Source organism: Gordonia hongkongensis (assembly GCF_023078355.1).
GTDB lineage: Bacteria > Actinomycetota > Actinomycetes > Mycobacteriales > Mycobacteriaceae > Gordonia > Gordonia hongkongensis.
In genome coordinates this window covers 2,438,057-2,457,920 of sequence record NZ_CP095552.1, presented here as the reverse complement: position 1 = coordinate 2,457,920, position 19,864 = coordinate 2,438,057, and the positions used below count along the sequence as shown (strand labels likewise).

Genomic DNA, 19,864 nt, shown 5'->3' with positions numbered 1-19,864 from the left:
GCACCCCTACCGTGTGCCCCTACCCGCGTCTCGAGTCGTCAGCCGAAGACGGGACTGGCCAGCCAGCTGTAGTCGAGGCCCACCCAACCGGCGACGGTGTTCAGGGCGCCCAGAACCCACAGGGTCGCGATGACGATCGCGCAGGTGCCGAGCCAGAAGATCGCCTGCACCGACCAGTGCTGATGACTCATCCAGTCCATCCAGGCGTCGTATTTCGCCCGCGCGAACTTCAGCAACCGGTGCGCCCAGTCGAACTCTGACGCCAGGATGCCCAGTCCGAGGAACACGATGAGCCAGCCCGGGCCCGGGTACGGGATCGCGACGATTCCGCACAGCAGGACGATCGTGCCGATCGTCCCGACCGCGATGCGGTACATGCCGTGCCACTTCGGGTTGCTGCGCACGACGTAGCGACGATGGCGTGCGCGGATGCGCAGGCGATGCCGGAGAGACCCGCGGTCCGCGTCGGCCGACGTCCGCGCGCCGCTCGGTGTGGACGTCTCGTTCACTCCGGACTCGCTCGCCCCCGGTGTCGGCATCGTCTCCCACCTCGTTCATTCGGCCCGCTGCGCACTTCGGCCCGGTGTTCGTCTCGGCCTGGAAAGTGACGTCCAGGCTACGCGATGCAGGTGTGGGCCTCCGGCGTCGGAAGGGTGGTCGAGCGGCGCCGTCGCCTCCGCCGCGCGCCGTCGATCAGAGTCGCGGACACGGTGACCGCGAGAAGCAGCGGATAGCAGCCCGAATACAGCACGACGAGCAGATCGCCCACGACGGAGTCGTCACCGTTTCGCGGCATCATGAAAAGCCCCAACGCGATCGCATGGTCGGAGGTGAGGTACGGCCCGCTGTCCCACCAGTGCCGCCACCAGGTGAACGTCAGCGCAGCCACGCCGGCCGGCGCGAGCCAGTACCACCACGTGCGAGCCGCGCTCCCCCGCCGCACCGCCAGATCCAGCGCGACGACGAACAGCGGCACGCACCAGACCCAGTGGTGTCCCCACGCGAAGGGCGAGACCGCACACATGGTCATGCCGACAATCGTGGCCGCGAGGAGGTCGCGACCGTCGCGGTGGGCAACCACCGCGGCGAGCAGTCCGAGCGCGGCGACGACCAGCGCAAGCGGGAGCCACAGCCACGTCGGCGCGACGAAGACGGGTCCGCCGGGTGCGGGCTCGGCGAACCGCCCGATGTCGAAGTGCGACAACATCTGCGACACGAATCCGCGCACCGACTGATTGGCCGGCGAGTCGGCCCGGCCGATGCGTTCGGTGTCCGTGAGGTGGCGGGTCCAGTAGGCCCACGAGTCGGCGGGGACGGCGAGGAATCCGATCATCACGGTCGCCGCGAACGTCGCCAGCGCCGTGGCTGCCGCGCGCCACTGGCGGGTCACCAACAGGTAGACGACGGCGAACAGCGGTGTCAGTTTGATCCCGGCCGCGATGCCGGTGGCGACTCCGCGCCACCGCGATGTCGTCGAGAGGAACACCAGGTCGACGAGGATCAGGATCATCACCAGGAGGTTGACCTGTCCGAGCCAGATGGTGGTTCGGACGGGTTCGAGGGCGGTCGACGAGATCGCGAGCAAGGCGGCGAACGTGATCAGGCGACCGTCGGGCCGGTAGCGCAGGCTGCGAAGGCACATCCCGATCACACCGGTGAGCGCGGCGAAACCGATTGTCCACCAGACGATGTTGGCGACGGCCTCGGTGAGCAGAGCCAGCGGGACGAACACGACCGCGGCGAACGGCGGATAGGTGAAGTGCAGACGCCACAGGACGGGTGCGTCGTACAGCGGACCCGCGTCGAGCACGGTGGCCGCGCCCGCGCGATAGACGCGGGCATCGGTGGCGTTCTCGAAGAGCCCGTAGAACGGGTTGGTGATCGGGAACGCTGCGATGTGCCAGGCGATCACCCCGACCGCGACGACGGCCGCCACGACGATTGCCGCCGTCGGGACCCGTGCGGGCGCAGGACGAGACGACTCCGGCAGATCGACGGCAGTCTTCGCGGCCACGCGGCGAGCGTACGCCCTGGCTGTGAGCTGCATCACGCGCAACGCCGTGGGGCGTGGTCGGTTGTTCGGTGGACAGCTGGATCGCGACGGTCCGTGCCGGACTACCGTTGACCTCGGTGGGTGACGAGATCACCTTGGGGACGACACCATGTCATCACTACGAGCAACCCTCGGAGTCGTACTGGTCATCGCGGCATCGTCGACGCTGACCGTCGCATGCGTCGGGGAAGGCATCGAGCCGGTCGCGATGACGCGCGACACCTCGTCGAGCACCGCCGACGGTCCGGTTCCAGCGATCCACATCGCAGTCGAGACCCCGTCCGAGGTCGTGCGCCCGCGGCTCGACCCCTGGCCACTCCCCGACGACTCTGCGCTACGACCCGACCAGCGGCGAGTGGTCGACGTACTCATCGATCTCTCGACCGGGAACGACGGTGAGGAGCTCGCGCAGCGGTCGACCTGCCGCGTTCTCGACGGCATCCAGTCACCGCCGGCCGACGCGCCGGGCTGGCAGGCGCGCATCGTCGCCACGGTGACGATGCGACACGGTTACGCGCTCCTCGCCGCGCCGCAGCAGCGATCCGCTGACGCCGCGGTCGTCGTGCTGGCCCGGGTTCTCGACGACGTCGATGCGGTTGCGGGACAGCCGTACCGGCCCGTGTTCGTTCAGGGATGCAGCCCGTATTGACGCAGGTCGGTGATGCCGAACGGACGAAACGCTGGTGCGGCGATTACCACTGCCACCGCAAACCGGCGACGGAATTTCTGGTCATCTGTGATCCCCTCAGAAGTTCTCGTAGCGATAAGCGTGGCGAGGACAGAGGTCCTGGGTCGCGTACAGCAGGAAAAGTCGCTGTTCGTACGCGGGCTGGTAGCTGCCGTCAGGGTTGTAGAAAATCCGCTCGGCAACCTGAGTGTCGCGGTATCGGTCCATGACGCCGCAGGCGCGGTAGCCTCCCGCCACCATCTCCGCGTCTGTGGTGTACCGACTGTTCGGCCAGGCGGCAGTGGGCAGTGTCCGCGCTTTGTTGACGAAGGCCTGTTCGGCAACCGTGATGGCTGATGCCTGCCCGACACCCACGAGCAGTCCCGCGACCAGAGCGAACGTGGCCAAGATTCCGATGATGAGTCGCTTCATTCGCAAAGCTCCTTGTGCGCGGCGTCGACGACGTTGGCGGAGTTCTTCTTGCTGAGGAACAGCCCATCCGCTGTGTACATCTGGTGGGCGATGGAAGACGGTGAACGGCCGATGTCCAACTGATCGCACACCCAATAGCCGGTATGAAGAGCATCGTCGGCTGTGGTGAATCGTCTGCTGCAACCGCTGGTGTCGTGGGGATAGTCGAAACACGACGTCGCTCCAGGAGTTGTCGTGTAGATCCCGCGCGACTCCAGAACAGCGAGGTAGTCGCCGGGCGCTGCCGAGGCGTCACCGGCACCGAGCGCGATGACGGCGGCGGACGCGAGCACTGCAAGTCCGCCGAGCCAGTCACAGCGTCTGGTCATGTCACTCTCCAAGCGTCCGACTGCAGCTGTGAGCGCTCCTCGCCACGTCTGCCGCCGCATCGTATCCACTGCATGACGGCAAAACCGGAGGTAGACGCGTTGTTCATCCGATCGACCGAGCCCGGGTTCCGGCGAGATAACCGGGTGAGATCGAACGAAAAAAGCCCCGCCGATGTCGGCGGAGCTTGTGGAACTGTGGTGGTCCCGGCTGGGATCGAACCAGCGACCTTCCCGGTGTGAACGGGACGCTCTTCCACTGAGCCACGGGACCGTGTCGGGCGCCTTCGGTCAGTGCCGGGGGCGCCTGCGCACGAGCCAGAAGATTACACGGGTTGCGCAGAAGTCCCAAATCACCGCGGTGGGCCACGTCACAAACCCGCCTATGCGGCACGGGAGCGAATCACACGCTGGGGATTCACTCGCGGCCACGCCTCTGACCAGGCGATTTGGATAGTTCGGAAACCATCGCGTAAGTTTCTCTTCGCACCGCGAGCAGCACGATCCACAAGATCGCTCGTGGGCATGCGGATGTAGCGCAGCTGGTAGCGCATCACCTTGCCAAGGTGAGGGTCGCGGGTTCGAATCCCGTCATCCGCTCGGCGCGAGTCGACTCGCATCTGGTGGTGTGGCCGAGTGGTGAGGCAACGGCCTGCAAAGCCGTGTACACGGGTTCGATTCCCGTCGCCACCTCCACCGCTGCACAATTCCATACCCGCGCGATTAGCTCAGTGGGAGAGCGCTTCCCTGACACGGAAGAGGTCACAAGTTCAATCCTTGTATCGCGCACCACGACAAAACCCCCGGATCGCTCCGGGGGTTTTTCGTGGGCTCATCGGCCTTTCAGTTGCCCGCCGACCACTCGTCCACGATTTCCCCCAACGACGCCGCCGACGGACCCGAGGGCGCGGGCAGCACGGTCCGCGAGAACCGCGGTGCCGGCGCGGGGGCGATCGCGTCGTCGACGCGCACGAAGGAACCGCGTTGCACCGCGATAGGGTCTGCGGCGGCCTCGTCGAAGTCGAGAACCGGTGTCACGCAGGCGTCCACACCGTCGAACACACTCCCCCACTCGTCGCGCGTACGCGACCCGAAGCGGGCTTGCAGTGCCGCGCTGATCACCGGCCACGCGGCCCGGTCCCACCGGTCGGGCAGGTCGCCGAGACCAAGGGTGTCAATGAGGTTTTGCCAGAACTTCTCCTCGAGCGCGCCGACGGCGACGAACTTGTCGTCGGCGCACCGATACGTTGCGTAGAACGGCGCCGAGCCGTCGAGTAGGTTGCCCTGGTCCCGAGACTCCCAGCGTCCGGCGGCCTTCCACGACCACTGCAGCGCGCCGAGCAGTCCGGCACCGTCGACCATGGCGGCGTCGATGACCTGGCCTCGGCCGGTGCGCGTGCGGTCGTGCAGAGCGGCCAGCACGCCGACGACGAGCAGCATCGACCCCCCGCCGAAGTCGCCGACGAGCGAGAGCGGCGGCACCGGCGGGGCGCCGGCCGGACCCATCGCCTCGAGCACACCGGTGACCGCCAGGTAGTTGATGTCATGTCCGGCGCTCGCGGCACGATCCCCGTCCTGACCCCACCCGGTCATGCGCGCGTAGATGAGTTGCGGTGCGTCGGAGCAGATCTCGGGACCCAGGCCGAGGCGTTCCATCACGCCCGGACGGAAGCCCTCCACGACGATGTCGGCGCGCCGGATCAGCTCTCGGATGCGGGCCACGTCGTCGGGGTCCTTGACGTCGGCGTCGACCGTGCGTCGCGACCGGTACAGACCGGCGTCGGCATCCGGGATACCGTCGGGCCCGGGCAGATCCGGGCCGGGCCGCCGGATCCGGATGACGTCGGCGCCGAGATCGGCGAGCAGCATGCAGGCGTGCGGGGTCGGCCCGAGCCCGGGCATCTCGACCACCCGCACGCCGGCGAGTGGTCCGCTCACGACGTCGGACGATGGTGGAGAACGCCACCGATCGTGAAGTCGACGTAGTCGCGGACCAACTGGTCGACATCGTGGGAGTCGTTGAGCCACCAGCTGATCCCGTTCATCAGGTCCAGCACCGCGATCGCCGACTGGTGTGGGTCGCGGACCTCGAACAGCCCCAGTCGGGCGCCGGCGGCGATCACATCGCGAATTCGACGCTGGTAGTACTTCCGATAGTCGGTGACCACCCGTCGGTGCTCGGGTGTCAGCGCCGACAATTCCCGAAGGGCGACAAGGTGTTCCACCCGGTGCCGCGCCAGACGCCGGACGTGGGCCTCGATCAGGTTCGTGAGCCGTTCGACGGGACCGCCCTCGGCGTCGAGCAGCAGCAGATCCTGCTGGGGATCCTCGGTCATCCGCAGCGCGATGGCGTAGAGGATCTCCTCCTTGGACTGAAAGTGGTTGTAGAGGCTCGCACCCCGCATACCGACCGCCTGGGCGATGTCACGCATCCCCGCGTTGGAGTAGCCGTGATCGGCGAAGTAGCGGGCCGCGGCCTCGACGATCTCGTCGCGGCGTCGGCGGGGCCGCCGCGCCGGCGGCGTCCGGTCTTCGTCGGTGGCAGCGTCGGCGTCGATCTCAGCCCTGACCGGTTCCATAGGCCTTCCTCAACTCGCGTTTGAGCAGTTTGCCCTGGGCGTCGGTCGGCAACGCGTCGACCACGTGGACCTCCTTGGGCACCTTGTACGATGCCAGGTCGGTTCGGCAGTACTCACGGATGTCCGCGCCGGTGTGTTCCGCGCCGGCACGGAGCACCACGAATCCGGTGACCGCCTCCGACCAGTAGGGGTCGGGCAGCCCGACGACGGCGGCACGCTCGACGTCGGGGTGCGCCTGCAGGACTCGCTCGACCTCCTGTGACGCGACGTTGAATCCGCCGGTTTTGATCATGTCCTTGCGCCGGTCGCGGAAGAACAGGTTGCCGTCGGCGTCGATGCGGACGATGTCACCGGTGTGCACCCAGCCACCCTCGAAGACCTGCGCGGTGCGCTCGGGGTCCTTGTGGTAGCCGAGCATGACCGACGGTGTGCGGCACAGGAGTTCACCCTCTTCGGCGTCGTTGCCGTCGGCGTCGACGACCCGGACCTCCAGGTGCCCGACCGGTTTGCCGATCCAGGTCGGGTCCTGGTCCGGCACGTCCTCGAGCCGTCGGAACCAGCCGACGGAGCCGAGCTGGGTGAGTTCGGACTGTCCCCAGTAGGTACCCCAGACCGATTCCGGGGTCGCCGCGGCCCACGCGTCGACCGCGTGCGGCGACACCTGACCGCCGTAGGTCAGGCAGCGGCGCACCGAACCGACGGTGTCGACTCCGAAGTCCGGGTGGTTGGCGAGCGCGATGAAGAAGGTCGGCGTCTGGGCCAGCACCGAGATCTTCTCGTCGCGGATCATCCGCAACGCCGTCGCCGGGTCGACCGCGGCCGGCAGCACCAGGGTGGCGCCCAGCAGCGTCAACGAGGTCAGCGAGCCGATCCCGGCGATCGTGTGGAACGGCATCACATAGAGCCACACGTCGTCGTTGCGGCAGCGCAGCCCCCACGTGTACGCCGGCGAGGTGGAGATGAGGTAGTTCCGATGGGCGATCTCGACGCCCTTCGGCGTCGACTCGGTGCCGCTGGTGTAGACGATCATCGCGAGATCGTGTTCGTCGACCTCGCAGTCGGGTTCGGAATCGTCAGCCGCCGCGACGGACTCGTCGAACGAGTTCCACGAGTTCGCCTCGTCGTCGCCGACGACGAGAACCGAGATGCCGAGACTGTCGGCGATGGGGCCGGCCAACGCGGACAGCGGCTGCTCGACGACGAGCACCGTCGGTTCCAGGTGCCGGAGCTGCTGGGCGACCTCGCCCTCCCGGAACATGGAACTGACGCCGGAATACGCGGCACCGACCTTGAGGGCGCCGTAGTAGGTGGCGACCGTCTCGACCCGGTTACGACTCATCACCGCAACGCGATCCCCGCGCCCGACGCCGAGGTCGAGCAGCACATGGGCGACCCGGTTGGCCATCGTGTTCAGCTCCGCGTACGACGTCGACGTACGTCCGCCTTCCGCGTCGTAGGCCACGATCGCCGGGGTCGAACCCTGGGACCGGGCCAGGCGACGCAGCTGGTCACCGATGGTGGCCCGGCCCAGCATCGAGGTCTGAGCGGGAGACAGGGCGCGCGTCGAGGGGTTCACGGCGGGGGCGCTCACGCGAACATCCGGTTGTCGAAGCGGTCGAGGAAGGCGATCTCCTCGACCGGGGTCCGGGACAGCTTGCGGGGGAAGTCGTCACGCGGATAGCCGACGGCGATGTGGGCGGCGGTGAGATAACCCTCGGGGATGCCGAGGAGGTTCTTCACCTCGTTCTCGGCGGCGCAGAGCAGGGTCGTCAGCGCAGTGGCCACGCCTTGCTGCCGGAGCGCAAGGGTGAGGTTCTGGACGCTCGGATAGATCGACGCCCCGCCGACGACGCTGAGCCTGCCCAGTTCGTGGTCGGTCGGGTGCAGTCCGTCCATCTCGGCGCACACCACGATCAGGGCGGGCACCTCGGCGAGGTGGTGCGCGAAATAGTTGGCGCTCTCCACGGTCTTGGGGATGGCGCCGACCTTCTTCGACCCCTCGACGACCGCGGCGTAGTAGCCCTCCCAGAACGGCAGGTACAGGTCGGCGAGAGCCTTCTTGGTCACCTCGTCGCGGACGACGACCCAACGGACGGGCTGGCGGTTGCCGCCCTGCGGGCCGAATCGCGCGTCGTCGAACGCCCGGTACAGCACCTCGTCCTCCACCGGGCGGTCGCTGAAGTAGCGGCAGGTGCCCGTCGTGCGCATTGCCTCGCTGAGATCCATGTCAATCCTCCGTGCTCACTAACCGTTGTTAGTATGACTGAGAACACAGTGACACAGCTCGTTTTCGCCGTCAAGGCCCGTCAGTCCGAGCAAAACGCGGTGTTGACGACGCACTACTAACAGTGGTTAGTTTTATCCATGACATCTGTTTCGCTGCGTCCGGAGACGCGACCGACCACAGCGGAGATCCGGGCAGCCGTGGCCGCGGGCAACATCCCGACCCTGCTCGCGGTCCTCGTGGAGATGACGGGTGACCACCGGTGGATGGCCGATCGATACCGCCCGACGCGGAGCCGAGGCATGGACGACAACTCCTCGGGCGGGCTCGGAGAGGACGTCCAGCAGAAGATCCGCGCGGCGGTCGTCGACGCCCTCGAGGACTGGTACGACCGTGGCCGGCCTGCGCGGAAGCCGGCCGACGAGGCACTCGTCGCATCGTTGATGTCGTTCACGGCGGGCGAGCAGGTGGCCCCGGAATTCGCGCCGATGATGACCGAGATCGTCCGTGGCGACCTCCGGGATATGCATCTGCCGGCGTTGCCCGATGATCTCGCCACGTCGATGGACGCGCTGGTCATCGGCGCCGGTGTGGCCGGCATGCTGATCTCCACGCAACTCGCCGGAGCCGGCGTCGAGCACACCGTGCTGGAGAAGAACGACGAGGTCGGCGGCTCGTGGTACGAGAACCGGTACCCCGGCGCCGGCGTGGACACGCCGAGCTACCTGTACTCGATCTCGTCCTTCGACCACCCGTGGTCCACGCACTTCGGCAAGCGCGACGAGGTGCAGGGCTACCTACAGGCCTTCGCCGACCGGCACGCGGTGCGCGATCGCGTCCGCTTCGGCACCGAGGTCCTCTCGGCCGCCTACGACGCCGAGACCCAGCGCTGGACGGTCCACGTCCGTAACCGCGAGGGCCACCAGGACACCCTGACCGCCCGGATCCTCATCAGCGCAGTCGGTCTCCTCAACCGCCCGAAGCTTCCCGAACTTCCGGGGATGGACGACTTCACCGGTCCGATCTTCCATTCCGCACAATGGCCGGACGAACTCGACGGGCCCGGCGCGCTCACCGGCAAACGGGTCGCCATCGTCGGATCCGGTGCCAGCGCGATGCAGATCGGGCCGGCCATCGCCGATCGGGTCGGATCGCTGACGATCTTCCAGCGCTCGCCGCAGTGGATCGCGCCGAACGATGACTACTTCGCCCCGGTCGGCGACGACGTGCACTGGCTGATGGACAACCTCCCCGGGTACCGGGAGTGGTACCGCGCACGACTGTCGTGGATCTTCAACGACAAGGTCCACTCGACCCTGCGCATCGACCCGGACTGGCCCGAGCCGACCGCGTCGATCAACGCCGTCAATCACGGTCACCGCGAGTTCTACCTGCGCTACCTGCGCAGCGAACTGGGTGACCGCGACGACCTCATCGACCTGTCGACTCCCGACTACCCGCCCTTCGGCAAGCGGATGCTGTTGGACAACGGCTGGTTTCGCATGTTGCGCCGGCCGAACGTCGAGCTGGTTCCACACGGCGTCGAACGGGTCACCTCCGATGGACTCGTCGACGGCACCGGCACCGCCCACGACTTCGACATCATCGTCTTCGCCACCGGATTCCACAGCGACCGCTACCTCTACCCCATGGACATCGTCGGACGCAGCGGGCAGAACACCGTCGACGCGTGGGGTGATCACGACGCGTACGCCTACCTGGGGATCACCGCACCCGACTTCCCCAACCTGTTCATCCTCACCGGGCCGAACACCGCACTGGGACACGGCGGCAGCTTCATCAGCATCCTCGAATACCAGGTGCGCTATGTCTGCGACGCTCTCCGCGCGATGATCGAGAACCGGCTGGGCGTACTGGAAGTCCGACGTGACGTCACCGAGGAATACAACGACGGCGTCGACCGCGCCCACGCGCAGATGGTGTGGACGCATCCGGCGATGACCAACTGGTATCGCAACCCCGACGGACGCGTCGTCGCCGTCCTGCCATGGCGGATCGTCGACTACTGGGCGCGGACGCGCAGTGTCGACCTCGACGATTTCGTCGCCGAACCCCTCGTCGACTGACGGGACTACCGTGGCTGTCATGACGCCCCTCATCTCCGCCACCGATCTCGCCGCCCGCCTCGGCGAGGAGAACCTCCGCATCGTCGACGCCACCGTCCATCTGACCTTCGATGCCGACGGCGCACACGTCGCCTCCGGTCGGGAGACCTATCTGGCCGGGCACCTGCCCGGCGCGGTGTTCGCCGATCAGATCACCGACCTCAGCGACCCCGACGGCGAGGCACCGTTCGCCGCAGCAGACTCCGCGCGTTTCGCCGATGCGGTCGGCCGCCTCGGCATCGGCGACGACTCCACCGTCGTCGTGTACGACACCGCCAACGGCATCTGGGCCACGCGACTGTGGTGGCAGTTCGGACTCGAGGGCTTCGACGACGTACTCGTCCTCGACGGCGGATACGCCGCCTGGACCGCGGCCGGCCTCCCGGTCGAGACCGGCGAGGTCACGACCACCCCGGCTTCGTTCACCCCGCGCCGCCGGCCCCAGCGGATCGTCTCCACCGACGAGGTCGTGGCCGCCACCGGCGAGTCCTCCGTCCTGCTGGTCAACGCGCTCGACCGGGAATCGTTCGCGGGCGGCCACATTCCCGGCAGTGTCAACGTGCCGTTCGCCGAACTGGTCGACGACGCGGGGCGCCTCCGGCCGCTAGAGGAGTTGCGCGAACTGTTTGCAGATGTCGGCGCCCTCGACCCGTCGGTACGCCCGGTCACGTACTGCGGCGGCGGGATCGCGGCCACCGCTGCGGCTTTCGCGCTGCACAGCCTTGGACGCGACGACGTCGCGGTCTACGACGGATCGATGAACGCCTGGACCGCCGATCCGGCTCGCCCACTGTCGTGACCGATCCCGGTGCCGCCGACATCGCCGATGTCACCGTCGGGGTCGTGACCGACCCCGCCGCGGCGGCGGGAGTCGCCGAGGTCGCCGCCGTCACGTTCCCGCTCGCGTGCCCGCCGCACGCCGCACCGGCCGACATCGAGAATTTCGTCGCCGACAAACTGCGGGAGAACACCTTTCGTGATCACATCGCCGATCCGACTGCAGATGTCCTGGTCGCGCGCGACGGTGTCGGCGGACCGATCCTCGGCTACGCGCTGGTGCTGCATGGCGATCCGACGCACCCCGACGTGTGTGCGGTCGTGACCGAGCGTCCGGTGAGCGAGATCTCGAAGATGTACGTGCTGCGCGACCATCATTCGCGGCAGGGCGCGACTCCGTCGCACCTGCTCATGGGTGCCGCGCTCGATCGCGCACGGTCGCACGGCAGCGCTCTGGTGTGGTTGGGCGTGAACCAGCTCAACGTCCGGGCCCAGCGGTTCTACACGAAGATGGGCTTCGAACGCGCCGGCGTGAAGACCTTCACCCTCGGGGACAGCATCGAGCACGACTACGTGTTCACGCAGCGGCTGTGAGCCTTCGGTTCGATCGGACGTCGCACCTGGACTGGTGACTTCGGCCACGCGCTGTCAAGACACCACGCTTTCCGTGTGACCATTCGAGAGTGTCCGCAGAGCGTCATGCAGTAGTCACCGCGATCTCGGCGGCGGCCGCCGACGCCGGGATCGTGCTGGACCCTCAGCAACGGCTACTCGTCGATCGGCTCGCCGTCCTCGTTCCGGAGGGACGCCGGCGGACACGACGCTCGTCGGGCCCGCGCGGGCTTTATGTCCACGGTTCGGCCGGCCGGGGCAAGACGTGGCTGGCCGATGCCTTCTACAACGTGAGCCCCGTACCGAGGAAGACGCGGATCCATTTCCACAGCTTCTTCGAGGAACTCCATCGCCGAGTACACGAGCACCGGCACGACCCGCACTCGCTACGCCTGGGCATGGACGATGTCGTCGGCAACAGCGAGCTGTTGTACTTCGACGAGCTTCACGTGCACGACTCCGGGGACGCACGTCTCCTCATCCGATTGCTGGAGTACGTGCTCGCCCGCCGGATCACCGTCCTGGCGACGTCGAACTACGCCCCGGATGACCTTCTGCCGAACCCCATCTGGCATCACCTCTTCGAGCCCGGCATCACGCTGATCAAGAATCATTTCGACGTCCATCACCTGAACGGGCAGACCGACTACCGCACATCTCCCCGCGGGGACTCCGTCGGCTTCGCCGCGGGAACTTGGATCACAGTGCCGCCGTCAGGTCGCGTGTCCGAGACCACCCAGACAGTCGGGCTCACTGTTCGTGGGCGACGTTTCGAGGTCCACTCCGAGCGTGACGGGTGTCTGCAGGCCTCGTTTGCGCACTTGTGTGACGCGCCGGTGTCAACCATCGAGTATCTGACGTGGGCGCGAATGTATTCCCGATGGACGATCACCGACGTACCGACATTCGATGTCGCCGACGAGGAGGCGCAGCAGCGGTTCGTCAACCTTGTGGACATCCTGGTCGACGAGGACATCGCCGTCACGTTCACCTCGCCCCACTCCTTGCCCGACTTCTGCGCCGCCGCAACGGCCTACCGTCCCGATGCATTTCGTATGACCAGTCGTCTGCGGTTGATCCGCTCGACTCCGTAATCGCGGCGTTCCGCCGTCGTGGTCGAATCCCTGGCGTTTTCTTGAGTCGAACCAACTCAAGTTCGCGCCACATCACGGGACAACCGGATACTCCTGTGACTGAAGGTGCGTTCTCGTGGTAATCACGCCTCGATCCACACTCTCAGAGTGATTGCAGTGCAACAGTATTCATGTGCACAACCCCTGGCGCTCGCCAGGATGTTCGAGTACCTTGAAGGCATGACCGATCTCACACTGCTTCTCGATCAACTGGTCGACGCCGAGTCACCACCTGACGATCCCGCCGGGCGTGCAGCTTTCACCGAGCTGGAGACACTGCGGCTCCTGCGGAACGTGATCGATCACCGGATCGCCATGCGCTCAGCACAACTGGGGCGCCTACGGGTCGCTGAGCGAAACCACTCGACGCTACGGAGACTGCTGATCGAGATGGGCTTCGCGCCCGCTGTGGCCTCGCGAATCGTGCGGATCGTTGACAGACTAGAAGATCTACCCAAGGTTGCCGCCCACGCCGCCGACGGCCGTCTTTCCGCCGAGATCGTCGACGCCGTCGCCCGAGGCCTGGGTCACATCGAGAAGCGTTCGGCCACTGCGCTTGTCGACGACGACCGAGCCGCCTTCGAGACCGAGTTGATCACCCAGGCACTGTCCGGGGCCACGCCCGCAGAGGTGCTGCGACGTGCTCGAGCCCTCGGCAACACGGTTGCCGAGACCAACGGCGGAGTCCCGGCCGCCGAGGATCGGACACTCAATGCCGTCGTCCACAACGTCACCGACGATGGCCGGGTCGAGATCGCCGCCGACTTGACCAACGTCATCGGCGAGAAGTTCATCGCCATGATCGACGAGCGCTCCGTCCCGCGACCCGAACCCGACGGCGCCGGCGATCGCCGCTCGCCCGCAGAACGGCGCGCCGATGCGCTCGAACTGATCCTCGACCAGGCATGCCTGGGCGCCACCGTCCAGACCGCGGGAGCCCCACGCACACAACTGATCCTGACCATCCCCGCCGACGCCACCGACCTCGGCGCCCTGCCATGGACGGGCACCATCACCGACACCACCGCCCGCGCTCTCACGTGCGACGGCACCCTGACCGAGATCGTGGTCGACTCGGCCACCGTGCCCCTCGACATGGGTCGCGAGAAACGGGTCTTCCCACCGGAGTTGCGCAAGGCCGTGGTCGTCCGCGACGCGTGCTGCATCAAATGCGGTGCGCCACCCTCACATACCCAGGTCCACCATCTCGAGCACTGGGCGGACGGCGGAACGACCAGCCTGGACAACGGTTGCCTACTCTGCCAGCGATGCCACACGCAGGTGCACCATCATGGCTGGGACGTCGTCATGGGCTACGACCGACATCCGTGGCTGATCCCACCTGTCGAGGTGGACCCCAACCGAAAGCCGCTACCGGCCTACAACAGACGCACGATGCGCCTCGACGACGCCGCCTGAGTCACCGGACCTCACGACAACCTCGTCCACCTGCTGGTGGCACGTTCCTGCGCGGCCCCGAACCCGGGACCCTGCACGTACATTGAAAACTCCACAGTGTGTGGGCCGCCGACGACGGCCTCTACCCCGAAGTCAGGCCGCCGACTCCGCGAACCGCGAGAGAGCCAGCAGGCGCGACGTGGCGCGTAGGTACTTCTTGCGGTAACCGCCGGCGAGCATCTCCTCGGTGAAGATCTCGTCGAGCTTCGCGCCCGAGACGGTCACCGGGATGTGGGCGTCGTAGAGACGGTCGGCGAGCACCACCAGGCGCAGGGCGACCGACTGGTCCTCGGCCGGGTGCACCCCAGAGATGCAGACCAGGGAGACGCCGTCGACGAGGTCCTTGTACTTCGACGGGTGCAGGGTGCTGAGGTGGTCGCACAATGCGTCGAAGTCGTCGAGGGTCGCGCCGTCGGTGGACTCGGCGATCTCGGTCAGTTCGGACTCGCTGCGCGGCTCCGGCGCCGGCGGCAGATCGCGGTGACGATAATCGGGACCGTCGACGCGGATCGTCTCGAACACCGAGGACAGCTTGCGGATCTCCCGTAGGAAGTCCTGGGCGGCGAACCGGCCCTCCCCCAGCTGGCCGGGGAGCGTGTTGGAGGTGGCGACGATCGACACGCCCTTGGCGGTGAGTTCGGTCAGCAGCCGGGAGACGAGCATCGTGTCGCCCGGGTCGTCGAGCTCGAACTCGTCGATACACAGCACCGTGTGCTGCGAGAGCCGCTCGACGGCGTTCACGAAGCCCAGCGCGCCGACCACGTGTGTGACCTCGACGAACGTGGCGAACGACTTCGGTGCGGGCATCGAGTGGTAGATCGACGCCAGCAGGTGGGTCTTGCCGACGCCGAAGCCGCCGTCGAGGTACAGACCGACCCCTTGGGCCGGCGCCTTCCGGGAGAACAGGCCCTTCTTGCCCGAGCGCGCCTTCGACGCCCGCGCCACGAAGTCGCGCGCCTTGGCCACCGCCTCGGCCTGCGACGGCTCGTTGGGGTCGGGGATGTAGGAGTCGAAGCTCACGTCGTCGAAGGTCGACGGGGGCACCATCTCGTCGATGAGTGCGTCGGGCGAGGTCGCAGGGTTGCGATCGCAGAGTCGGGCCACCATGTGTGGAGAGTAGCCAGGCGCGGAATGATGAACGCATGTTCCACCTGCAGAAAGCGACCCAGGTCACATCCGAGGACGAGCTGGTCCGGCTGGCCGAGCTCTACTCGTACCCCCTCGATCGTCCACGGATCCGGACGACGGCGCGCCGTTCGTGCGGGCGAACATGGTGTCGTCGATCGACGGTGCGGTCACCGTCGACGGCAAGTCCGGCGGTCTCGGCGGTCCCGGCGACAAAGCCGTGTTCCGCGTGCTGCGAGGGCTCGCCGACGTCGTCCTCGTGGGTGCGGGCACGGCGACCACCGAGGGATATGGGCAACCCGAGCCCGACGACGCCCTCGCCGCAGTCCGGCGATCGCTGGGGCAGGCGCCCGCCCCGGCACTCGCGCTCGTGTCCCGGTCGCTGTCGATACCGCCCGACTTCGAGCCCGTGTCCCACGAGAACACCGTCGTCCTCACCTGTTCGAGCGCGCCCGCCGATCGCCGGCGGGCTCTGCTCGATGCCGGCGCGACGCTGGTGGACTGCGGCGACGACACCGTGTCGACCGCGGCCATCCTGGAGCACTGCGGTGTTCGCGGATGGTCCCGGGTGCTCTGCGAGGGCGGTCCGAGTCTGCTCGGTTCGCTCGTGGCGGCCCATGCCGTGGACGAGCTGTGTCTGACCACGAGCCCGCACTTGGTCGGCGGGAGCGCCGGCCGCATCGCGGTCACCGACGAGGGGACGGCGGTCCTGCGCGCACTGCACCCGGCGTCGATCATGACCGACGACGATGGGTTCGTGTTCACCCGCTGGGTCCGCGACGGCCGCGCGTCCACCCGGTGAGCTGTCCGCTCTCTATCCGGGACTCACCCCGACACCCGGCTCGAGCGTCCTCGCGGATTCGTTGACTACGCTCGCGGACATGCCAAGAGCGCACACCCCGGCCGTCGGCGCAGCACCGAACTCCCGCCCGAGGGCTCTCGCGGGTGTGGTCGCCGGCGTGATCGCGGCGATAGTCCTGTCCTCTTGTGCCGTCGGTCCCGACCGTGGCCCCGACCTGATCCCGGGCGGCGGCGGTCAGGAGGGACCGGCACCGTCGTCGTCGACCGCTCCCCCCGCCCCCGCGCTCGCGGTACCGAAGACCGATCTCGAGTGGAGCGAGTGCGCCGCCGAGACGAGCGAACGATACGGGGTGCCCCGTCCGGACGGCGTGACGATCGAATGCGCCGAATACGACTCGCCCATCGACCGCGACCAGCCCGACGGCGAGGTCGTGTCGATCGCGGTGACGCGCGCCCGGACCGCGGACACCCCACCCGACGCTGCGCCGCTCGTCCTCACCTCCGGTTCCGATCTGCCGTCGTCGCGGACCCTGATGGTGATGACCGCCGGCCAGGGCCGGGCGTTCCTCTCCTCGCACCCCGTGGTCGCGGTCGACCACCGCGGCATCCCGCTCAGCAGCGACATCGACTGCATGACCCGACTGGAACGCACGACGATCGCCAACAACGGCCTCGTCGACCGCGCCACGACGACGGACGCGCGGATCTCGCGCCTGTCCACGGCCGCGTCATCGGCCTCGGACGGGTGCACGGAGACGCTCACCCCCTACCAACTGAGTTTCGGGGCCGCGAACGCCGCCGCGGACCTCGAGTCCCTGCGGCAGCGCTGGGGCGTCGAACATCTCGGGCTCATCGGCACCGGTGAGGGTTCCGACGTCGTGCTCACCTACGCGTCCCTGTACGGCGGACGTGCCGGGCGGATCATCCTCGACACCCCGACCCCGTTCGGCGCGAACGCCCGGGATCGCGCACAGTCCCAGGCGCGGGGCGTCCAGGTGGCGCTCCAGGGCTTCGCACAGCGGTGCTCGGCGTTACCGGGCTGCGCGCTCGGGTCCAACGGGGTCGCGACGATGACCCGCATGCTGGGCAAGGCACGGGCGGGCGACCTCGAGTCGCTCTCCGACACGGCCGCGCTCGAGGCGATCACCACGACCCTGGCCCTGGCGCCGGACCGCCCGCAATCGTTGCTCGACCTCGCAGATGCCATCGCAGCGGCCGACCGCGGACAGACCGCGGCGCTGGTCCGGCTCGCCGATCGCGCCGCGACCCTGCGGCTCCCCGACGGCGCCCTGGTGTCCCGCTGCAACGACGTGACCGGCCCGGTCGGACAGAACGAGGTGCCGGGTCTGGTGGACGCGTGGTCCAAGCAGAACCCCCTCACCGGCGCCAACAGCGCGCTGTCACTCGTCCGGTGCAACGGCTGGGCGTCGGGCAATCCGGTCCGGCCACCCACGTCGCTGCCCGCCGACCCGTTGATCCTCAACGGGACGCGCGACCCGATCAACGGTGGCGAGGGAGCCAATGCTCTGGTGCCGCTGTTCATGAACGCCGAGGCCGAGCCGGTGACCGTCACCTGGGACGGCCTGGGGTATTCGGTCCTGGGACGCAGTGCGTGCGCCGCCGAGGTCGTCGCGGAGTACGTCGATCGGGCACCGCTGCAGGGTCCGACCCAGCGAGGCTGCCCCACCTGAGTCCCCGGACCACGCCGCACTGTTCTGAGCTCGGCGGCGCGCGTAGTACGGTTCGCGGGTGGCCAATCTCGACAGGTATCTCTATCCCCCGATGAGTGCTCAGCGGATCATCCCGATGGTCCTGTGGCCGATCAGCCTGCTCATGGTCGTGCACCGCTCGGTGTTCCTCGGGGTCAACGGTGACCGCACCGACGACTTCAAACCGGTGTACGCCGCGGCCTACAACTTCCTCAACGGCCTGCCGGTCTACGGCGAGAACTATGCGACGGTCGACCCGCACTACCTCTACCCGCCGTCGGGCACCCTGCTGATGGCGCCGGTCGCCGTCATCGACTACGAGCGCGCGCGCTGGGCCTTCATCGCCGCGAGCGTCATCGCGTTGCTGATCTGCGCCTACCTGCTCACCCGGATGTTCGGGTTCGCGTTCAACTCGTGGGTCATGCCGACGGTCCTGTTCTTCTTCTTCAGCACCGAGACCGTCTCGCACACACTGATCTTCACGAACTTCAACTCGTTCGTGCTCCTCGGCCTGCTCGCCTTCCTGATGCTGATGCTCAGCCGGCACGACTGGTGGGCCGGTGTGCCGATGGGCCTCACCCTCGCGGTGAAACCGGTACTGGCGCCACTGATGCTGCTTCCCCTCCTCAACCGGCAGTGGCGGGTGTTCGCGCTCGCCATCGTGGTTCCGGTCGTCCTGACGATCGTCGCCTGGCCCTTGTCGATCGACGCCGACGACTTCATCAGCCGGACCGTCCCGTACCTCGGCGAGGCGCGCGACTACTACAACAGTTCGATCGCCGGCAACGGCGCGTACTTCGGCGTCGCACCCTGGCTGGTGCTGCTGCTCCGCGTCGCCTTCGTCGCGATGGCCGCGTTCTCGCTGTGGTTCCTGTACCGCTACTACCGCCGGACCAACGAGTTGCTGTGGATCACGGCATCGTCGGGAGTCCTGCTGTGCACGACCTTCCTCGTCGGTTCGCTCGGTCAGGGCTATTACTCGATGCTCCTGTTCCCGCTCCTGATGACGGTGCTCCTGCCCGGCTCGCCGATGCGCAACTGGCCCGCCTGGCTCGGGGTCTACGGGTGCATGACCTTCGACGGTTTCTACTCCGACCGCTGGACGGCGTTCGGCTGGATGGTCGAGTACAACAAGGTCACCTGGGGTTGGTCACTCCTGATGATCGCGGTGTTCTGCTCACTGCTGTTCCGCTACCTCGACATGCGGTCCGACGGGGTGGCCGGCATGGTGCCGCCGGTCCGTTCGGAGACCGACGCGCCGAGCGTCCCCGCCACCGAGACCGCGACTTCCACGAGCGAGACCGTGGGCCTGTCGAAATAGTGCTGCCAAAGCCGGTCCGGCTGCGCGCTACCGTGGAGGACATGACCGACAGCACCCCGTCGACCGACGCCGAGAATCTCGCCGAACTCACCGATGAGCAGTGGCGCCAGCGCCTGACGCCGGCCGAGTACCGTGTCCTCCGCCAGGCGGGCACCGAGGCGCCGTTCACCGGTGAATACACCGACACCAAGACCGTCGGCATCTACCGGTGCCGCGCCTGCAACACCGAACTGTTCCGTAGCGAGCAGAAGTTCGAATCGCACTGCGGCTGGCCGTCGTTCTTCTCCCCACTCGCCGGCGACAAGATCATCGAGGTCGAGGACAACTCGCTGGGCATGCGGCGCGTCGAGGTGCTCTGCGCGAACTGCAAGAGCCACCTCGGCCACGTCTTCGCCGGAGAGGGCTACGACACCCCCACCGATCTCCGGTATTGCATCAACAGCATCAGCCTGACGCTGGAACCGGCCGAGTAGCGGCCGGTT

18 protein-coding genes, 4 tRNA genes and 1 pseudogene are annotated in these 19,864 nt (G+C 67.5%); 13 read left to right on the top strand and 10 right to left on the bottom strand.

Going from position 1 to position 19,864, the window contains the following annotated elements:
• Window positions 1-38: 38 nt before the first annotated feature.
• Both MVF96_RS11180 and MVF96_RS11175 read right to left on the bottom strand, forming a co-directional pair.
• Window positions 39-539: a TIGR02611 family protein gene (locus tag MVF96_RS11180; RefSeq protein ID WP_165630149.1), complete on the bottom strand. Its 501-nt coding sequence runs from the start codon at window positions 537-539 to the stop codon at window positions 39-41.
• A 77-nt stretch (window positions 540-616) separates the two neighbouring features.
• Complete coding sequence (locus tag MVF96_RS11175; RefSeq protein WP_247451994.1) at window positions 617-2,014, bottom strand: glycosyltransferase 87 family protein; 1,398 nt, start codon at window positions 2,012-2,014, stop codon at window positions 617-619.
• Between the two features lie 148 nt (window positions 2,015-2,162).
• Here MVF96_RS11175 and MVF96_RS11170 point away from each other — a divergent pair, with 148 nt between their 5' ends.
• Window positions 2,163-2,702 (top strand): hypothetical protein, encoded by a 540-nt coding sequence (locus MVF96_RS11170; protein WP_247451993.1) that lies wholly within the window; start codon window positions 2,163-2,165, stop codon window positions 2,700-2,702.
• A 96-nt stretch (window positions 2,703-2,798) separates the two neighbouring features.
• On the opposite strand, the gene MVF96_RS11165 is transcribed toward MVF96_RS11170, so the two are convergent.
• The 3 genes from MVF96_RS11165 to MVF96_RS11155 all read right to left on the bottom strand — a co-directional run bounded on the left by MVF96_RS11165 (window position 2,799) and on the right by MVF96_RS11155 (window position 3,791).
• Window positions 2,799-3,152 carry a DUF732 domain-containing protein gene (locus tag MVF96_RS11165; RefSeq protein ID WP_247451992.1) on the bottom strand — a complete coding sequence of 118 codons (354 nt, stop codon included), beginning with the start codon at window positions 3,150-3,152 and terminating at the stop codon, window positions 2,799-2,801.
• Complete coding sequence (locus tag MVF96_RS11160) at window positions 3,149-3,520, bottom strand: DUF732 domain-containing protein (RefSeq protein WP_247451991.1); 372 nt, start codon at window positions 3,518-3,520, stop codon at window positions 3,149-3,151. Before MVF96_RS11160 ends, MVF96_RS11165 begins: the two co-directional genes overlap by 4 nt.
• Before the next feature lie 196 nt (window positions 3,521-3,716).
• A tRNA-Val gene (locus MVF96_RS11155) sits at window positions 3,717-3,791 on the bottom strand.
• 253 nt (window positions 3,792-4,044) lie between these two features.
• On the opposite strand from MVF96_RS11155, the gene MVF96_RS11150 reads away from it, so the two are divergent.
• The 3 genes from MVF96_RS11150 (at window position 4,045) to MVF96_RS11140 (ending at window position 4,309) form a co-directional block, all read left to right on the top strand.
• Window positions 4,045-4,117: transfer RNA gene (locus MVF96_RS11150), tRNA-Gly, on the top strand.
• A 22-nt stretch (window positions 4,118-4,139) separates the two neighbouring features.
• Window positions 4,140-4,213, top strand: a tRNA-Cys gene (locus MVF96_RS11145).
• Window positions 4,214-4,234: 21 nt separating this feature from the next.
• Window positions 4,235-4,309, top strand: a tRNA-Val gene (locus MVF96_RS11140).
• A gap of 51 nt (window positions 4,310-4,360) precedes the next feature.
• On the opposite strand, the gene MVF96_RS11135 is transcribed toward MVF96_RS11140, so the two are convergent.
• Genes MVF96_RS11135 through MVF96_RS11120 form a run of 4 tightly spaced genes read right to left on the bottom strand, consistent with a single transcriptional unit; the run spans window position 4,361 to window position 8,322 of the window.
• Complete coding sequence (locus MVF96_RS11135) at window positions 4,361-5,455, bottom strand: CaiB/BaiF CoA transferase family protein (RefSeq protein ID WP_065632092.1); 1,095 nt, start codon at window positions 5,453-5,455, stop codon at window positions 4,361-4,363.
• Complete coding sequence (locus MVF96_RS11130; protein WP_065632091.1) at window positions 5,452-6,096, bottom strand: TetR/AcrR family transcriptional regulator; 645 nt, start codon at window positions 6,094-6,096, stop codon at window positions 5,452-5,454. The genes MVF96_RS11135 and MVF96_RS11130 overlap by 4 nt, the downstream gene beginning before the upstream one ends.
• Window positions 6,077-7,687: a class I adenylate-forming enzyme family protein gene (locus MVF96_RS11125; protein WP_065632090.1), complete on the bottom strand. Its 1,611-nt coding sequence runs from the start codon at window positions 7,685-7,687 to the stop codon at window positions 6,077-6,079. Before MVF96_RS11125 ends, MVF96_RS11130 begins: the two co-directional genes overlap by 20 nt.
• On the bottom strand, window positions 7,684-8,322 hold the full coding sequence (locus MVF96_RS11120) for a nitroreductase family protein (RefSeq protein WP_058250243.1): 639 nt from the start codon (window positions 8,320-8,322) through the stop codon (window positions 7,684-7,686). The genes MVF96_RS11125 and MVF96_RS11120 overlap by 4 nt, the downstream gene beginning before the upstream one ends.
• 138 nt (window positions 8,323-8,460) lie before the next feature.
• On the opposite strand from MVF96_RS11120, the gene MVF96_RS11115 reads away from it, so the two are divergent.
• The 5 genes from MVF96_RS11115 (at window position 8,461) to MVF96_RS11095 (ending at window position 14,387) form a co-directional block, all read left to right on the top strand.
• Window positions 8,461-10,407 carry a flavin-containing monooxygenase gene (locus MVF96_RS11115; RefSeq protein WP_247451990.1) on the top strand — a complete coding sequence of 649 codons (1,947 nt, stop codon included), beginning with the start codon at window positions 8,461-8,463 and terminating at the stop codon, window positions 10,405-10,407.
• Window positions 10,408-10,426: 19 nt separating this feature from the next.
• Window positions 10,427-11,245 (top strand): sulfurtransferase, encoded by an 819-nt coding sequence (locus MVF96_RS11110; protein ID WP_247451989.1) that lies wholly within the window; start codon window positions 10,427-10,429, stop codon window positions 11,243-11,245.
• Entirely contained in the window at window positions 11,242-11,817 is a 576-nt protein-coding gene (locus MVF96_RS11105; protein WP_247451988.1) for a GNAT family N-acetyltransferase, read from the top strand. Before MVF96_RS11110 ends, MVF96_RS11105 begins: the two co-directional genes overlap by 4 nt.
• A gap of 89 nt (window positions 11,818-11,906) precedes the next feature.
• Window positions 11,907-12,929, top strand: coding sequence for a cell division protein ZapE (gene zapE, locus MVF96_RS11100; RefSeq protein WP_058250240.1), 1,023 nt, complete (start codon window positions 11,907-11,909; stop codon window positions 12,927-12,929).
• 198 nt (window positions 12,930-13,127) lie between these two features.
• Window positions 13,128-14,387, top strand: coding sequence for an HNH endonuclease (locus tag MVF96_RS11095; RefSeq protein ID WP_058250239.1), 1,260 nt, complete (start codon window positions 13,128-13,130; stop codon window positions 14,385-14,387).
• A gap of 132 nt (window positions 14,388-14,519) precedes the next feature.
• On the opposite strand, the gene zapE (MVF96_RS11090) is transcribed toward MVF96_RS11095, so the two are convergent.
• Window positions 14,520-15,533, bottom strand: coding sequence for a cell division protein ZapE (gene zapE, locus MVF96_RS11090; protein ID WP_058250238.1), 1,014 nt, complete (start codon window positions 15,531-15,533; stop codon window positions 14,520-14,522).
• 35 nt (window positions 15,534-15,568) lie between these two features.
• On the opposite strand from zapE (MVF96_RS11090), the pseudogene MVF96_RS11085 reads away from it, so the two are divergent.
• The 4 genes and pseudogenes from MVF96_RS11085 to msrB all read left to right on the top strand — a co-directional run bounded on the left by MVF96_RS11085 (window position 15,569) and on the right by msrB (window position 19,855).
• Window positions 15,569-16,353: pseudogene (locus MVF96_RS11085) on the top strand (dihydrofolate reductase family protein).
• A gap of 79 nt (window positions 16,354-16,432) precedes the next feature.
• Window positions 16,433-18,043, top strand: a complete 1,611-nt coding sequence (locus tag MVF96_RS11080) for an alpha/beta hydrolase (protein WP_078112451.1) — start codon at window positions 16,433-16,435, stop codon at window positions 18,041-18,043.
• Between the two features lie 58 nt (window positions 18,044-18,101).
• Window positions 18,102-19,382 (top strand): glycosyltransferase family 87 protein, encoded by a 1,281-nt coding sequence (locus tag MVF96_RS11075; protein WP_058250236.1) that lies wholly within the window; start codon window positions 18,102-18,104, stop codon window positions 19,380-19,382.
• Window positions 19,383-19,423: 41 nt separating this feature from the next.
• On the top strand, window positions 19,424-19,855 hold the full coding sequence (msrB, locus tag MVF96_RS11070) for a peptide-methionine (R)-S-oxide reductase MsrB (protein ID WP_058250317.1): 432 nt from the start codon (window positions 19,424-19,426) through the stop codon (window positions 19,853-19,855).
• Window positions 19,856-19,864 lie beyond the last annotated feature (9 nt).

Excerpts from the sequence above, each read along its gene's own strand:
- zapE (WP_058250238.1), bottom strand. The coding sequence starts at position 15,533 with ATGGTGGCCCGACTCTGCGATCGCAACCCTGCGACCTCGCCCGACGCA.
- MVF96_RS11170 (WP_247451993.1), top strand. The coding sequence starts at position 2,163 with ATGTCATCACTACGAGCAACCCTCGGAGTCGTACTGGTCATCGCGGCA.
- MVF96_RS11110 (WP_247451989.1), top strand. The coding sequence starts at position 10,427 with ATGACGCCCCTCATCTCCGCCACCGATCTCGCCGCCCGCCTCGGCGAG.
- MVF96_RS11115 (WP_247451990.1), top strand. The coding sequence starts at position 8,461 with ATGACATCTGTTTCGCTGCGTCCGGAGACGCGACCGACCACAGCGGAG.
- MVF96_RS11160 (WP_247451991.1), bottom strand. The coding sequence starts at position 3,520 with ATGACCAGACGCTGTGACTGGCTCGGCGGACTTGCAGTGCTCGCGTCC.
- MVF96_RS11095 (WP_058250239.1), top strand. The coding sequence starts at position 13,128 with ATGTTCGAGTACCTTGAAGGCATGACCGATCTCACACTGCTTCTCGAT.
- MVF96_RS11130 (WP_065632091.1), bottom strand. The coding sequence starts at position 6,096 with ATGGAACCGGTCAGGGCTGAGATCGACGCCGACGCTGCCACCGACGAA.
- MVF96_RS11120 (WP_058250243.1), bottom strand. The coding sequence starts at position 8,322 with ATGGATCTCAGCGAGGCAATGCGCACGACGGGCACCTGCCGCTACTTC.
- MVF96_RS11165 (WP_247451992.1), bottom strand. The coding sequence starts at position 3,152 with ATGAAGCGACTCATCATCGGAATCTTGGCCACGTTCGCTCTGGTCGCG.
- msrB (WP_058250317.1), top strand. The coding sequence starts at position 19,424 with ATGACCGACAGCACCCCGTCGACCGACGCCGAGAATCTCGCCGAACTC.
- MVF96_RS11080 (WP_078112451.1), top strand. The coding sequence starts at position 16,433 with ATGCCAAGAGCGCACACCCCGGCCGTCGGCGCAGCACCGAACTCCCGC.
- MVF96_RS11180 (WP_165630149.1), bottom strand. The coding sequence starts at position 539 with ATGCCGACACCGGGGGCGAGCGAGTCCGGAGTGAACGAGACGTCCACA.